Origin of the sequence: Sphingomonas sp. 3P27F8, from assembly GCF_005502745.1 — a bacterium.
Lineage (GTDB): Bacteria > Pseudomonadota > Alphaproteobacteria > Sphingomonadales > Sphingomonadaceae > Sphingomonas.
In genome coordinates this window covers 306,153-320,061 of the sequence record NZ_SCNL01000001.1, presented here as the reverse complement: position 1 = coordinate 320,061, position 13,909 = coordinate 306,153, and the positions used below count along the sequence as shown (strand labels likewise).

Annotated in this window: 14 protein-coding genes; 7 read left to right on the top strand and 7 right to left on the bottom strand. The window is 65.9% G+C overall.

Annotated elements, in window-relative coordinates; translation table 11 throughout:
• Positions 1–35 precede the first annotated feature (35 nt).
• The 5 genes from FFS35_RS01560 to FFS35_RS01540 all read right to left on the bottom strand — a co-directional run bounded on the left by FFS35_RS01560 (position 36) and on the right by FFS35_RS01540 (position 4,253).
• Complete coding sequence (locus tag FFS35_RS01560) at positions 36–1,037, bottom strand: ferritin-like domain-containing protein (protein WP_137785347.1); 1,002 nt, start codon at positions 1,035–1,037, stop codon at positions 36–38.
• Positions 1,038–1,088: 51 nt separating this feature from the next.
• Positions 1,089–2,054: a ferritin-like domain-containing protein gene (locus FFS35_RS01555; RefSeq protein WP_137785346.1), complete on the bottom strand. Its 966-nt coding sequence runs from the start codon at positions 2,052–2,054 to the stop codon at positions 1,089–1,091.
• 125 nt (positions 2,055–2,179) lie between these two features.
• Positions 2,180–3,043 (bottom strand): MipA/OmpV family protein, encoded by an 864-nt coding sequence (locus tag FFS35_RS01550; RefSeq protein ID WP_137785345.1) that lies wholly within the window; start codon positions 3,041–3,043, stop codon positions 2,180–2,182.
• 63 nt (positions 3,044–3,106) lie between these two features.
• On the bottom strand, positions 3,107–3,496 hold the full coding sequence (locus FFS35_RS01545) for a DUF2141 domain-containing protein (RefSeq protein WP_137785344.1): 390 nt from the start codon (positions 3,494–3,496) through the stop codon (positions 3,107–3,109).
• The gene (locus FFS35_RS01540; protein ID WP_137785343.1) at positions 3,462–4,253 is read right to left on the bottom strand and encodes a sterol desaturase family protein; all 792 of its coding nucleotides are present in this window, start codon (positions 4,251–4,253) and stop codon (positions 3,462–3,464) included. The genes FFS35_RS01545 and FFS35_RS01540 overlap by 35 nt, the downstream gene beginning before the upstream one ends.
• Before the next feature lie 131 nt (positions 4,254–4,384).
• Here FFS35_RS01540 and crtY point away from each other — a divergent pair, with 131 nt between their 5' ends.
• The 5 genes from crtY to FFS35_RS01515 all read left to right on the top strand — a co-directional run bounded on the left by crtY (position 4,385) and on the right by FFS35_RS01515 (position 8,856).
• A complete protein-coding gene (gene crtY, locus FFS35_RS01535; RefSeq protein ID WP_137785342.1) occupies positions 4,385–5,545 on the top strand; it encodes a lycopene beta-cyclase CrtY in 1,161 nt (386 codons plus the stop codon).
• Complete coding sequence (locus FFS35_RS01530) at positions 5,542–7,017, top strand: phytoene desaturase (protein WP_137785341.1); 1,476 nt, start codon at positions 5,542–5,544, stop codon at positions 7,015–7,017. The genes crtY and FFS35_RS01530 overlap by 4 nt, the downstream gene beginning before the upstream one ends.
• Before the next feature lie 67 nt (positions 7,018–7,084).
• Positions 7,085–7,666, top strand: coding sequence for a TIGR00730 family Rossman fold protein (locus tag FFS35_RS01525; RefSeq protein WP_137785340.1), 582 nt, complete (start codon positions 7,085–7,087; stop codon positions 7,664–7,666).
• Positions 7,663–8,601, top strand: coding sequence for a phytoene/squalene synthase family protein (locus FFS35_RS01520; RefSeq protein ID WP_137785339.1), 939 nt, complete (start codon positions 7,663–7,665; stop codon positions 8,599–8,601). Before FFS35_RS01525 ends, FFS35_RS01520 begins: the two co-directional genes overlap by 4 nt.
• A gap of 60 nt (positions 8,602–8,661) precedes the next feature.
• Positions 8,662–8,856 (top strand): hypothetical protein, encoded by a 195-nt coding sequence (locus FFS35_RS01515; protein WP_137785338.1) that lies wholly within the window; start codon positions 8,662–8,664, stop codon positions 8,854–8,856.
• 9 nt (positions 8,857–8,865) lie between these two features.
• Here FFS35_RS01515 and FFS35_RS01510 read toward each other — a convergent pair whose 3' ends face one another.
• Positions 8,866–10,494: an alkaline phosphatase D family protein gene (locus tag FFS35_RS01510; protein WP_137785337.1), complete on the bottom strand. Its 1,629-nt coding sequence runs from the start codon at positions 10,492–10,494 to the stop codon at positions 8,866–8,868.
• Between the two features lie 96 nt (positions 10,495–10,590).
• Here FFS35_RS01510 and FFS35_RS01505 point away from each other — a divergent pair, with 96 nt between their 5' ends.
• Together FFS35_RS01505 and FFS35_RS01500 are read left to right on the top strand one after the other, a co-directional pair.
• Complete coding sequence (locus FFS35_RS01505; protein WP_137785336.1) at positions 10,591–12,006, top strand: glycosyltransferase family 87 protein; 1,416 nt, start codon at positions 10,591–10,593, stop codon at positions 12,004–12,006.
• The gene (locus FFS35_RS01500; RefSeq protein WP_137785335.1) at positions 12,003–12,740 is read left to right on the top strand and encodes a polysaccharide deacetylase family protein; all 738 of its coding nucleotides are present in this window, start codon (positions 12,003–12,005) and stop codon (positions 12,738–12,740) included. Before FFS35_RS01505 ends, FFS35_RS01500 begins: the two co-directional genes overlap by 4 nt.
• On the opposite strand, the gene FFS35_RS01495 is transcribed toward FFS35_RS01500, so the two are convergent.
• Positions 12,719–13,909, bottom strand: a complete 1,191-nt coding sequence (locus tag FFS35_RS01495; RefSeq protein ID WP_137785334.1) for a glycosyltransferase — start codon at positions 13,907–13,909, stop codon at positions 12,719–12,721. The genes FFS35_RS01500 and FFS35_RS01495 overlap by 22 nt on opposite strands.

Here is a 13,909-nt window from a genome sequence, read left to right as displayed (position 1 = left end):
GATCGTCAGCCGGCGTCCAGCGCCGGCCCACGGGATCATCCGCTCGCGGCGCTGGTGTTGACCGTTCCGTTGACGCCGGACGGGAAGAAGCCGCCGGAGGTGACCGCCGCCTTGTTCTGGAAGAAGATGTTCAGCCCTTGCCCGGTGTTTCGGCTGAATACGATGCCATTGCCATCGACAGGCGCGATGTTCGAAATAGAAGAGTTGGCGCCCGCGATGCCCTCGTCGAGGTTCTTGCCCGGGTTCAGGCTGTTCCGCGCATTGCTGAACAGCGCGGGGTTGGCGGTAAGGCCCTTCGAATACAACAACGTACGGATCAGGCCGGCGTGATAGCTTTCGGCGCCGAGAACGCCCACCGCGCCGGCCGCGAAGGCAGCGGTTCCGATCAGCGGCGCGAGGCCTTTGTACACTGTGACTATCGCATCCTTGAGGATGAACGCGCCATACAGGAAATTCTCGTCCGAAGCGTACGGATTGAACGGCGCGCCCGCGGCCACCACGGTAGCAAGCTGCGCGAACGTGGAAAACGCGCCGGTCGCGCTGGTGCCGTCGATGTTGATCGCCGGCATGGCCACCGGCGACGAGCCGGTCAGCGACGCTGCCAGCGATCGGAGATATTCGACATGCGCCCGATCGTCCCGTGCGATCTCGCGTGCGCAGGCAGCGACGACCGGGTCGGCGAACGCGACCTGCGCGCCGCCCGTCACCGTGCCCGGCGTGCCCGTGCCGGTCAGGTCAGACGCGGGCAGCCCGGTGCCGAGCGCCGCGTACGAAAAGTATTGCGCGGAAAGATATTCGAGGTTGAGCGCTAGGTTGAGGATCGAGATGTCCGCCGCTTCGACACTGCTGGTTGCTGTCGAGGTGGGCGTGGGGGTGGGCGTCGCGCTACCCGAACTGCTGCCGCCGCAGGCCGAAAGCAGCGCGAGGCCGCCGGCGGCCGCGCCGGTGCGGCCAGCGATACTGAGGAAACGGCGGCGTTCCGCGTTGCGCAGCGCGGCGGCGTCGAGGACGGTGGCGATCTTTTCCTGGTCGATCATGACGGTAATCCTGTGAATCGGGAGAGGCTGGGAGGGGGCGTCGGTCCGCCCTCAGCTTGCCGCGCTCGTCGTGATGTTGCCGTTGATGCCGCCCGGGAAGAAGCCGCCCTTCGTCGTCGAGGTTCGCGTCAGGAACAGCTCGTTGAGCACCGTGCCGCTGGTGCGGGGGAAGGTGTTGGCGTTGCTGTCCACGGGTGCGATATTGGCGACCAGGCCGTTGCCGGAGCTGACCGGGCGGATGCCCTGATCGTCATCCGTACCACCGTCGATGCTGTCGCGATAATTGGAAATGAGGTCGACCTGATCGAGCAACGCAGGGGTGGCGACGCTCTTCTGGTACAGCGTGGTGCGCACGAGCGCCGCATGATGCGCCTCGGTCGCCATCAGGCCGCCGAACGCTTCCTGATAGGTCTTGCTGGAAAGTAACGCGAACATGCCCTGATAGGCGCTGACAGCGACATCCTGGAGGAAGAATGCGGCAAGCAGGAAGTTGGTGTCCGATGCATATGGATCGAACGGAGCGCCCTGTGCGACGAGCCCGGCATTCTGCGCCATCACGCTGAACGCGCTGGTCGCCGCATTGCCCAGGTCGATCGCCGGTTGCGCCACCGCAGAGGTGGCGAGCGAGGTGCGCAGGAAGCGAACCTGATTGAGGTTAACGGCGGCCATTTCATTGGCGTAGGCGGCAACGATCGGATCGGCGAACGTAACCTTTGCGCCAGGAATCACGGTGCCGCCTGCAACCGGGGTCGCGGCGCCGCTCTGGGTATCCGCTGTCGCAAGCCCCGCGCCTGCGGACGCATAGCCGTAGAAATTCGCCTGCAGATATTCGATGTTAAGCGCGAAATTCAGGACGTCGGCATCGACGAGCGTCTGCGCGGAAAGCGGATCGGCGAACAGAAACGCGCCCGTGCCGATCGCGAGCGCGCCCGCCGCCGCGGCAAAGAAGGCGCGGCGGTCGTCACGCCGTTCCTCTGACACCTCGGGTGCCACGACAAGTCGCTCGTCCTGCGTCATGCTGCCTTCCTTCCTGAACTCGCCCGTTCGTTGCCGGGCAAAAACGCGGCGTAAAGTATTTCGCTGTCGCCAAGCTGAACGAATCGACAGAATCGCGACCGGAAATGGCCATACATGCTCAGGCCCTAGAAGGTATAGGCCACGCCGAGCGCGCCGAGCCATTGGTTGGGCGAGCCAGCGACGCTGACTAGCGGGCTGGCTGCGGTATCGCCGAGCACCCGCTCATAGGTCACGCCGCCAACCAGTTTCCAGCCGCGCAGCAGATCGCCGGAAACGGAAACGGTGCCGAGCGCGCCGACCGTCCAGTTCTTCCACCCGCCGTTGCCGTTGAAAACGGGCAGGCCGCTCACCGCGCTGTCGGCGGCGCTCACATCATAATATGCCGTCATGTACCGGCGCTGGACATGCTCCGCCGACGCGTAGAGGCCGACGGCGACCTTGCGGCTCAGCGGCGTCATATAGGTTATCGATGGCGAAATGATCGCGCTGTCATGAACGCCGGCGACATCGCGGCGGTAGCTGAGCGACACGGAGAGATTATCGTAGTCGCTGGTGATGACGCCGGTCTTGCCGATGCCGACATAGCCGCCAAGCTCCACGGCCAGCCCGCGTTTGGGCAGGGCGCGGACCTGCGGATTGTCGATCCCGCCGCGCGTGGAGCGGTTGAAGTTCAGGACGGCGACCGGGCCGAGCTGAATATCCCATGTCGGGCCCGGCTGGTTGCGGATCAGATCGACGCTGGCGCGATTGCCGATGACGGTGAAGCTGTATCCGCTGACCGTGCCGATCGCGCCCGGAATCGGGAAAAGCGAATAATGGTTCGATCCCTCGTAATCGCTCATATAGCCTGCGCCGATGCCCACCGTCACGCTGTCGCGCGCCAGATCCTCGGGTGTCGGGCGGCTCGATCCCGGGCCGGGGTTCTGCTGCGCCAGCGCAGGGCCGGAAACGAGGAAACAGGCGGCCCCGATCAGATACAAGCTACGCACAGGCGATTCCCCTTTTGTCGTTCCGGTTGAAACTGCCGGGGCGGCGATCGGGTCCGTCGCGCGTCACAACAGATAGCGTATCCTGATCGTCTGCCGCGCGCCGTCCCCGTCAATCGGAAAGCGCGCGGCGGCAAAACTCGGCGGCCCGAAGCGGATCGAGGGATTGCGCGAAAAGCCAAAGCCCTCACGCGGAATGCCGGCGAACGTATCGAGCTTGCCGTTGCCGTTCTCGTCGTGGATCACCGCGACGGCATAGTCGCCTGGCGGCAGCCCTTCGAGCAGCAGTTCGCGCGCGCTGGCCGGCATCGATCGGGCGATGCCGTGATGCTCATCCTTGCAGGCGGGGAAATTCTTCGCGGTGTTGGCGATGCAGATGCGCAGCATCCCTTTCGCCGATCGGACGTTCACGAAATCGAGATCAAGCCGTGCGACCGGGCTTGCGCCGATCAGCATCGTTCCCGCCGCCGCCAAGACGAGCCGCGGCACGATGCGCGCGGGTGAAATCGCCGAGCCCGTCATCGGTGCCGCAAAGCCGATCCCAAAACCGGAAGTAGAGGCCATAATTGCACCCGTAACGCTCGTGGTGACGCTGATGATGGCTCGCGGTGATGAGCCAGGCCCCCAGATACCCTCGCCACATGAACCGGGGGAAAATCTCCCACCCCATGTGATTGGTGACCCCCATAACCGTCATCACCGTGAGCACCACCCCGAGCGCCGCGACATGGATCGGAATGAGGAACACCAGTAGCGGAATTATCACAGCGCCGGTCAGCGCTTCGATCGGGTGGAACGCCATCGCCGCCCATGCGGTCGGCGGGCGGCTGGCGTGGTGGACGGCATGCGCGATGCGGAAGGGCTTTGGCCAGTGCATCCAGCGATGGGTCCAGTAAAACCAGGTGTCGTGCAGCGCGAGATACAGCAGCACCGAAAGCGGCAGATACCAGATAGGCCGGGCATGGATGTCGGTGTAGATCTGCGTCCAGCCGCGGTTCTGCCAGCCCCAGGCGATAATGCCGGCCGGAGCGCCATAAATCGCCGCCGACACCAGGCTCCACCATATCTCGGCGCGAATCTGCGGATCGAGCCCGCGATACAGGCCTGGATGGCGCAGCCGTGTCGCCAGCGCGAAGCCACCGCTCGTCAGCAGATATCGTATGCCGACGATCGCCGTCATGGCGAGCGCGGAGAGGAGGATCGCGATCAGCATCGATGCGCTTCTAGCGCCCGTCTCCGAACGATGACAGCGTTGATGGGCGGTGCCGGGAACCGTCCCGATCCGGGGCTGGCGTGATTCTCCTGCTCTTTCGCGCGCCGCGGGGATCGGCTAGGGCCGCGCTCATGGCGGAAATCCACGGCTGCGACGTGGCGATCGTCGGCGGCGGCCTCGCGGGGTCGCTGATCGCGCTGGCGCTTGCCGAAAAACGCCCTGATCTTTCGCTTCTGCTGATCGAGGCGGGCGAAACGATCGGCGGCAACCACCTCTGGTCGTTCTTCGACGCCGATGTGGCGAAGGAGGACCGGTGGCTGTTGGCGCCGCTCGTCTGCCATGCCTGGCCCGATTATGATGTGGCGTTTCCGGCGCACGCGCGCATCCTGCGCCAGCCTTATTATTCGATCGCCTCCGAGCGGCTCGACGAAGTCGTGCGCGCGCGGCTTCCTGCGCATGCGTTGATGATGGGTCGCAAGGTGCACAGCGTCGCCGCGACCGGCGTTTCGTTCGCCGATGGTGACCGAATCGAGGCGAAAGGGGTGATCGACGCGCGCGGTGCGGGCGATCTTTCGGCGCTCGATCTGGGCTGGCAGAAATTTGTCGGGCGCGAGCTGGAGGTGGCCGGCGGGCACGGGCTGGAGCGGCCGGTCGTGATGGACGCCACCGTGGCGCAGCACGACGGCTATCGCTTCGTCTATTGCCTGCCGCTTTCTCCCACGCGCGTGTTCGTCGAGGATACCTATTACAGCGACGGCGCCAATGTGAACGCGGGCGCGCTTGGCCGGCGGATCGAGGTCTATGCCGAAAGCCGCGGCTGGCAGGTGACGGAGAGCGGTCGCGAGGAACGCGGCGCGCTGCCGGTGGCGATGGGCGGCGATTTCGAGGCTTTCTGGCGCGCGGGCGGCGCGCGCGTGGCCAAGGCGGGAATGCGGGCCGGACTCTTCCACCCGATGACCGGCTATTCGCTGCCAGATGCGGTGCGCCTCGCCGTGAGGATTGCGGCAGCGGATGATCTGTCCGGCGATGCGCTGCACACGCTGACGCACGATCATGCCCGCGCCACCTGGGATGACCGGGGTTTCTATCGTCTGCTCGCTGCGATGCTTTTCCGGGCCGCTGATCCCGATGCGCGCTATCGCGTGCTCGAACGCTTCTACCGGCTGCGCGCCGGGCTGATCGCGCGCTTCTATGCCGCGCGTTCCACCTTTCCCGACAAGGCGCGCGTGCTAAGTGGCAAGCCGCCCGTGCCGTTCTGGCGCGCGGTGAGGGTCGCGAGGCGAATGGCATGACAACGGCGGTGGTGATCGGTGCGGGGTTCGGCGGGCTGGCGCTCGCGATCCGGCTGCAATCGGCAGGGATCGCGACGACGATCGTCGAGGCGCGCGACAAGCCGGGCGGGCGCGCCTATTTCTGGGAGCGCGAAGGATTCACGTTCGACGCCGGCCCGACCGTCATCACCGATCCCAGCTGTCTGAAAGAGCTGTGGGCGCTGAGCGGGCACGACATGGCGGCGGATGTGACGCTTCAGCCGGTCAGCCCGTTCTATCGCCTCAACTGGCCGGACGGGACGAACTTCGACTATACCAACGACGATACCGTGCTGCGCGCGGAAATCGGCAAGCTCGATCCGGCCGATATCGCCGGTTATGCGAAGTTTCTCGAATATTCGGCCGGCGTGTTTCACGAAGGCTACGAGAAACTCGGGCACGTTGCCTTTCTGGATTTCGCATCGATGGTGAAGGCGGCGCCGGCGCTGGCGAAATATCAGGCATGGCGATCGGTCTATTCGATGGTTTCGCGCTTCGTGCGCAGCGAGAAGCTGCGGCAGGCGCTGTCCTTTCACACCCTGCTGGTCGGCGGCAATCCGATGACGACCAGCGCGATCTACGCGCTGATCCACAAGCTCGAGCGGGATGGCGGCGTGTGGTTCGCCAGCGGCGGGACGAACCGGCTCGTTGCCGGGCTGGTCGCGTTGTTCGAGCGGATCGGCGGCACGATCCGGCTGGGCGATCCGGTGGCGCGGATCGAGACGATGGGCGATCGCGTGACGGCGGTGGAGACGGCGAGCGGATGGCGCGGTGAATGCGACATGCTCGCCGCGAACAGCGATATCGTTCACACCTATCGCGATCTGCTCGCGGGGTCGGCCTCGGCGCGGCGGAGCGCGGACAAGCTCGAGAAGAAGAAATATTCGCCATCGCTGTTCGTGGTGCATTTCGGGATCAAGGGAACTTGGCCGGGCATCCCGCACCACATGATCCTGTTCGGCCCGCGCTATCGCGAATTGCTCGCCGACATCTACGATCACGGCGTGCTCTCGTCCGATTTCTCGCTCTATCTGCACCACCCGACCGTCACCGATCCGTCGCTGGCACCGGAGGGCTGCTCCACCTTCTATGCGCTTGCGCCGGTGCCGCACACCGGCAAATTCACGGAAGACTGGGGCCGCGTCGCGCCGATCATGGAGAAGCGGATCCTCGACGAGATCGGCCGACGGCTGATACCGGATATCCACGAGCGGATCGTGACGAAATTCAGCTATACGCCGGCCGATTTCCAGCACGATCTAAACGCGCATCTCGGCAGCGCCTTCAGCCTGGAGCCGGTGCTGACGCAGAGCGCCTATTTCCGCGTCCACAATCGCGACGATGCGATATCCAACCTGTATTTCGTCGGCGCCGGGACGCATCCGGGGGCGGGCATCCCCGGTGTCGTCGGCAGCGCGAAGGCGACCGCCGGGCTGATGCTGGGACGCGGTTGAGGGGCGGCATCTTGCCCGCGCGCGCCCGTTTCGGTAGCGCCGCCGGACTTTCCAGCAGGGTGAACAGATGAAGCGTCTCGCCGTCTATTGCGGCTCGGCCACGCCGGCCGATCCCGTCTATCTCGAGACCGCGCGCGCCGTGGGGCGCGGGCTGGCGGCGCGCGGGATCGGCGTGGTCTATGGCGGCGGGCGGCTGGGGCTGATGGGCGCGCTCGCCGATTCGGCGCTGGCGGCGGGCGGCGAGGTGATTGGCGTGATTCCGCAGGCGCTGGTCGATGCCGAAGTGGCGCATCGCGGGCTGACCGAGCTTCACGTCGTCCCCGGGATGCACGAGCGCAAGAAGGCGTTTACCGATATCGCCGACGGCTTCGTCACCATCCCCGGCGGCACCGGCACGATGGATGAGTTGTGGGAGGCGCTCTCCTGGGCGCAGCTTGGCTATCACAGCGATCCCGTCGGGCTGCTCAACACGATGGGCTATTATGACGATCTCGTCGCTTTCTGGGCGAAGATGGCGACCGTCGGCTTCCTGCGGCCGCAGCATCGCGACCTGTTGATCGTGGCGGAAACCCTGGACGAACTGCTCGATCGCATGGCGGCGCACGTGCCGACCCAGCCGATCGTGCGGATGAAGGCGGCGGACCTCTGAGCCGCGCAGCGCCAGACCGCGACGCGCTCGTCGCGACGGCGCGCGAATCGATCGTGCGCGGCTCGAAAAGCTTCGCGCTGGCAAGCCGCCTGTTCGATCCGCCCACGCGCGAGCGGGCGTGGCTGCTTTATTCGTGGTGTCGGCGCTGCGACGATCTGATCGACGGGCAGGATCACGGGCATGAGATGACGCGGGTTGCCGATCCGCTGGCGCAGGTGGCGATGGTCGAACGGCTGACCGACGCCGCGCTCGCCGGCGAGGTGACGGGCGATGCGGCATTCGACGCGTTGGGCGTCGTCGCGGCGGAAACCGCGATGCCGCCGCGTTTCGCGCATGATCTGGTCGCGGGCTTCCGGCTCGATGCCGAGGACTGGCGGCCGCGCGGCGAGGACGATCTCTTCCAATATTGCTATCATGTCGCGGGCGCCGTGGGGTGCATGATGGCGGCGGTGATGGGCGTGCCGCCCGGGGATGACGACACGCTTGACCGGGCGTGCGACCTCGGCCTCGCCTTTCAGCTCGCCAATATCGCGCGTGACGTGGCGGAGGATGATCGCGCCGGACGTTGCTATCTGCCGATGGAATGGCTCGCGGAAATGGATATTCCGCCGGGCCAGCACATGAAGCCGCCGTTCCGCGATCGGCTGGTAGTGCTTGTGCGCCGCCTTACCGATCGCGCGGCGCAGCATGAGGCGAGTGCACGGATCGGTGCTGCGCGCCTGCCGCGGCGCTCGCGCTGGGCGGTGCTGGCCGCTGCGGGAATCTACGGCGACATTGCGCGTGAAGTCGCCCGGCGCGGCGCTCATGCCTGGGATCATCGTGTTTCGACCGGCAAGGCGGGCAAGCTCGGGCATGTAATGGGCGCGTGGCTGGCGGCATCGCGCCCGATCACGGATGTGCCGCGCGCGGCATCGCTGTGGACGCGGCCAAGGTAAATCAGTCGGTAACCACGATCGTTATCCACCGCGCAAATCGCCGACGCCTAAGATACAGATATGTCCAGGCTTTCACTCACGCTGTCGCGCGCGCTCGAAAAAGGTCGCGCCGCGCGTCCGCCGGTCACGCGCGCGGGCGTGCTCCGTGCGCTGCTCCGCAAGCGCGCCACCGCGCACGGGCAGGGCGCCGAAGAGCTTGAGGCGATGCTGCGCGAGCAGATTCTCTTGTCGCTGCCGATCGAACGCGGAGAGTAGCGCCCGATACTAGGACATCATCGCCCGCCGGCCGCGTTGCACGACGACGCTGTGCCCGACCGACGCCTTTGCCGAACGCACACGGACGCTATCGACGAACAACCAGTCGTTGGCCACGCGATCCGGTGTTATCGTCATCGCCATGTAGCCGCGGCGGCTGGTGTCGCACCATTTCAGTTCGGGATTGGCGGCGACGAGCGATCTTGCGATCTGTGCGGGGTCGGCAGCCAGCGCATTCTCGTAGCCCGGCGATGTCACCGAATGGCCGGCGAACTCGACGCCGGTGGCGTTGCCGCCCTGCGCCAGATCGAACGCCCAGGCATTGTGGCTGTCGCCGGTGATGACGACGAGGTTCGCATCGGCAGCGCGGGCCGATTCGAGGAAGCGGCGTCGTGCGGCAGGATAGCCGCCCCAGCTATCGTAATTGTTTGGCATGCCGAGCTTTGCCGCCGCGATCCCGGCGTTGACATAGCCTTGCGCCCGCTCACCCGCATTGGTGCTGAGCCATGAGAGAGCGTCTGCGGGCGTGTGGAGGTCACCCATGACGGTGCCGAAGCCTACGACCTGCCAGCGCTTGCCAGCTTTCACAGAAGTACGGAGCCCGTGGGCCAGCCATGCCTCCTGCTGGCTGCCAAGCATGGTGACGGCGGGATCCTGCCAGTCTCGGTCACGAAAATTCTTCAGCGCGACCGTGACATCCGGCGTTTTCAGGAATTCCTCAATTTCGCGCTGGCGGGTGCGGGCGAGCAGCCGCGATTCCGTGCGATAGAGCGTCGCAAGCGTGCCGATGTCATACGCCTTCCACGGCTCGTCCGACACCGGCATCCATTCGCGGTATGCCTGGATAGCGGCGGCACGGCGATCATTCCAGTCACCCTCCTTGACGGGATCGTGGTTTTCCGCGCCGCCCTCCCAACTGTCGTTAGCGCTTTCGTGATCGTCCCACTGCGCCAGCATCGGCAGCCGCAGGTGAAGCGCCTGAAGATCGGGGTCGGCGCGATAGCTCGCGTAGCGAAGACGATAATCGGCGAGATGGATGAGCTCACCCGCAGGTTGCGGCACGCGGCCCGCCACCGCCTGCGTGCTATAGGGATACTCGCCGAGCGCATATTCATAAAAATAGTCGCCGAGGTGAATCCACAGGTCCAGATCGTTCCGCGCGGCGGCATGACCATAAGCGTTGAACCAGCCAAATCCCATGTTCGAGCAGGAGAAGATCGCGGCACGGAAACTGCGCGCGGCGTCATCGGGCAGGGTGCGAGTCGTGCCGACCGGCGAGAAGCTGCCATCGGGGGCGACGAAGCGATAATGATAGGTGCGGCCGGGCTTCAGCCCGGTCACGGTGATCTTGGCCGTCCAATCCCGCCATGGGCCGGTGATCTGCGCGCCCGACGCAACGACCCGCGCAAAATCAGCGGCTTCGGCAAGCTCGACCTTCAACTCGGCCGAATCGCCGGAAACCGGTATATAACGTGTCCACAGCAGCATCTCGTCCGGCCCCGGCTCACCGGACGCGACCGCGTGGGTGAAACCCCGTGCGGCCATCACGCTCTCCGCAGCGGCGAAGCCGGGGAGGGCGAACGCACCGAGCCCCAGCGTGCCGGTGGCCAGCAGGGAACGGCGTGAAAGGTCGATCATCGTGGCGACATCCTTCCTGAAAGCGTGCGGCGTCTTGCGCGTCGTCTGCCGTGCGATCGTGACAGGTCCGTGTCATCTCGGATAGAGCCGGTGGCGATGCATTCGCGCCTGATCGATCGCCACCGCCTGCTCGTGCTGCTGATCGTCGCGATCGCGGCGCGCGCGGCGACGTTCGGCAACCCCGTCGTCCATGTCGACGAGGATTTCTATTTCACCGTCGCGCAGGCGATGTGGCGTGGCGCAATCCCTTATATCGACATTTGGGACAGGAAGCCGGCGGGGCTGTTCCTGCTCTATATGCCGCCCGCCGCATTGCCATTCTGGTGGGGCATCTGGACCTATCAGGCGATGGCGCTGGCGTCGGTGGTGGCAACGGCGGGGTTCATCGCGCGGCTCGCGATCCGCGCAGGATGGCGGGACGGCGCGACGCTGGCGGGCGCTGCCTATATCCTGTGGTTGAATGTCGCGCAGGGGCAGGGCGGGCAATCGCCGGTTTTCTATAACCTGCCGATGGCGGCGGCGGCGCTGCTGATCGCCAGCAATGGCGCGAGGCTATGGCGACGCGACGCGGCCGCGATGCTGCTGGTGGGCATTGCGCTGACGATCAAGACCTCGGCAGTGTTCGAGGGGGTGTTCTTCGGGCTGTGGATCGTCGCACGGGACTGGCGCGGCAGGATCGGCATGGCGCGCGTGGCGTCGCGCGCGGTGATGCTGGCGATGCTCGCGCTCGCCCCGACCGCCGCGATCGCGCTCTTCTATGCTACGATCGGCGCTTTCGATGCTTTTTTGTACGCCAACGTATGGTCGATTTTCTCGCGGGCGGACGATCCGGCGATGGAACGCTGGGGCAATCTGGCGCAGCTTGTGCTGTTCCTGTCGCCGTTGATAGCGATGGCGTTCAGCTCGCACGGGGTGGCGGAAGCGGGCGACGCGGCATCGCGGCGCTTCGTCCGCTGTTGGTTCGCGGTGGCGCTGATGGGCATCCTGCTGTTCGGCGGCTGGTACGAACATTACGCCCTGCCGGCGATGGTGCCGGGCACGATCTGCGCGGCGGGGTTCCTGGGGCGGCGGCGTGGCGCGGGCCTCACGATCCTAGTGCTCGTCGCGCTGGTCGGCACTGTCAACGTGGTGATGCAGCGAATCGGGCGGGGTGGCCCGGCGGAATTCGCGGCGCTGACGCAGGCGGTGGGGCCAGGGCCGGGTTGCCTGTGGGTTTATTCCGGCGACACAAAGCTTTATGCCGCGACGGCGCGTTGCCATCCCAGCCGCTACATGTTCCCCAGCCACCTCTATCGTCTTCGTGAACAGCGCGCGGTCGGCGTGGACCAGGCCCGGGAGGTGCGACGCATCCTGTCGCTGCGGCCGACGACGGTGGTGATGCGGCCGGCCTCGCGCGGGGAGCGACAGGATATCCGCGCAATCGTGACCGCCGCGATGACGCGCGAGTATCGCCTTGTTCATGCCATGCCGCTGGGGGACGAGACCATTTCGGTCTATGAGTTGAAGCGATGAAGCGACTGCTTGCCTCAATCCACGATGTCGGCCCGCGTTTCGAGTGCGAGGTGGAGGCGCTGCTGGCGCGACTGTCCAGGCATTTGGGCGGCCCACGCCTCGCGATGCTGGTGGTGCCGGATCATTGGGGTGAAGCGCCGCTGGCGCCCGGCACGCCCTTCGCGACGAAGCTGCGCGGCTGGGCGGATTCGGGTGTCGAGATGTTCGTCCATGGCTGGTTCCACCGCGACACCACCGAGCATCGGGGAATCGCGGCCCTCAAGGCCAAGCATATGACCGCGAGCGAGGGCGAGTTCCTCGGCCTCGATCACGCAACCGCGCTCGATCGGATGAAACGCGGCAAGGCACTGGTGGAGGATATCATCGGCCGCCCGGCGGCGGGGTTCATCGCACCGGCGTGGCTCTATTCGCCCGATGCGATGCGGGCGCTGGGAGAGGCGGGCTTTGCGCTGGCCGAAAACCATGGACGGGTATGGGTGCCGAGCGCCGCGGACAAGGTGCTGACACGCGGCCCCGTCATCACTTGGGCCAGCCGGACGAATGGGCGACAGCTAAGCTCGCTCGCCGCCGCTGCCGTGCTGCGCTCGCTGCTTCAGCCGGCACGGGTCGTCCGGGTGGCGGTGCACCCCGGCGACGCGCATGTGCCGCGCCTGCTGGACAGCATCGATCGCACCTTTCGCGCCTTCACGCGCGGCGGGCGCGTGCCGTCGTGCTACGCCGATCTGGCGCGCTGAACGCCGTCGCGCAGCGCGATTCGGTCGGCATAGTAATCGACCAGTGCCTGAGCGTGCTGGCGATCGTCCACCACCTGCCCCGCCGCCACGGCGGCGGCTCGGCGCAGGATACGGCGATCTCGTGCGGCGAGCCGCAAGATCGCGTCGGCGCACGCGCGCGCATTTCCGGCGGCATAGGTCTCCGCGAATTCCGGACGCGCCACTTCGCCCGCGCCGCCTTCGTTCGGCACGATCAGCGGCGCCCCGGAGGCCAGCGCCTCGGACACGACCAGCCCGAACGTCTCGATCTCGCAGCCGTGAATGCAGGCGTCCGCACTTGCCATGATGCTGGCGAGTCTTTCGCGATCGTAGACTGGCTTGAACAGCCGGATATGCGGACTGCCCGCCGCGCGACGCTCCAGCGCCGGCGTCTGGCCGCCATGCCCTATCAGGATCAGCCCAACCGGCAGGTGCGCTCCGGCGCGCTCAACCGCGTCGATAATCATGTCCCAGCGCTTTTCCCGATGATGACGCCCGACGCCGAAAAGCAGCAAGCCATCCTCCGGCAGCTCGCATTGCTTCAGCAGCGCGCGCCGCAATTTTTCATCGCGGAAGCGAGGCGAGAAATGCTGGCGCTCGATACCGAGCGGGAACGAGGCGTCGATGCGCAGACCGCGCGCCGTGAGTCGCTTCTGAAGCGCGGGGCCGTTTGTGACGACGCAATCATATTTGTTAAGGAAGCGCGCCATGTAGCGCGTGTACCAGGCGAACGCGCGCTCGACGCGCTCGGCGCTCGCCACGCCTTCAAACCAGCGCTGGGCGTAAGCGGCCATATTGTCGTTATGCATGAAATAGGATTTCAGCGCGCGGCCTTGCCAGTCACCCACGAACCACGCCGGCTTCCACGGACTGCAATTCTCCACCACGTCCGGGTCGTAATGATCGAGCAGGCGAGTGATCGCAGCGCGATCCCAGAACAAACCGTAGTTCTTGTCAAACGGGATCGGGGGTGATTTCACAAAATGGATGCGCCCGCCGCCGGGGCGATCCTCGATTCGCTCTTCCTTCCCGCAGGCGAGAACTATCAGTTCGTGTCCGAGATCGGCCATGATGCCAATCTTCCGGTCGATATAGGTGCGCACCCCGCCGCCGGTGGGGGAATAGATTTCGTTGACGTCGACGATGCGCAT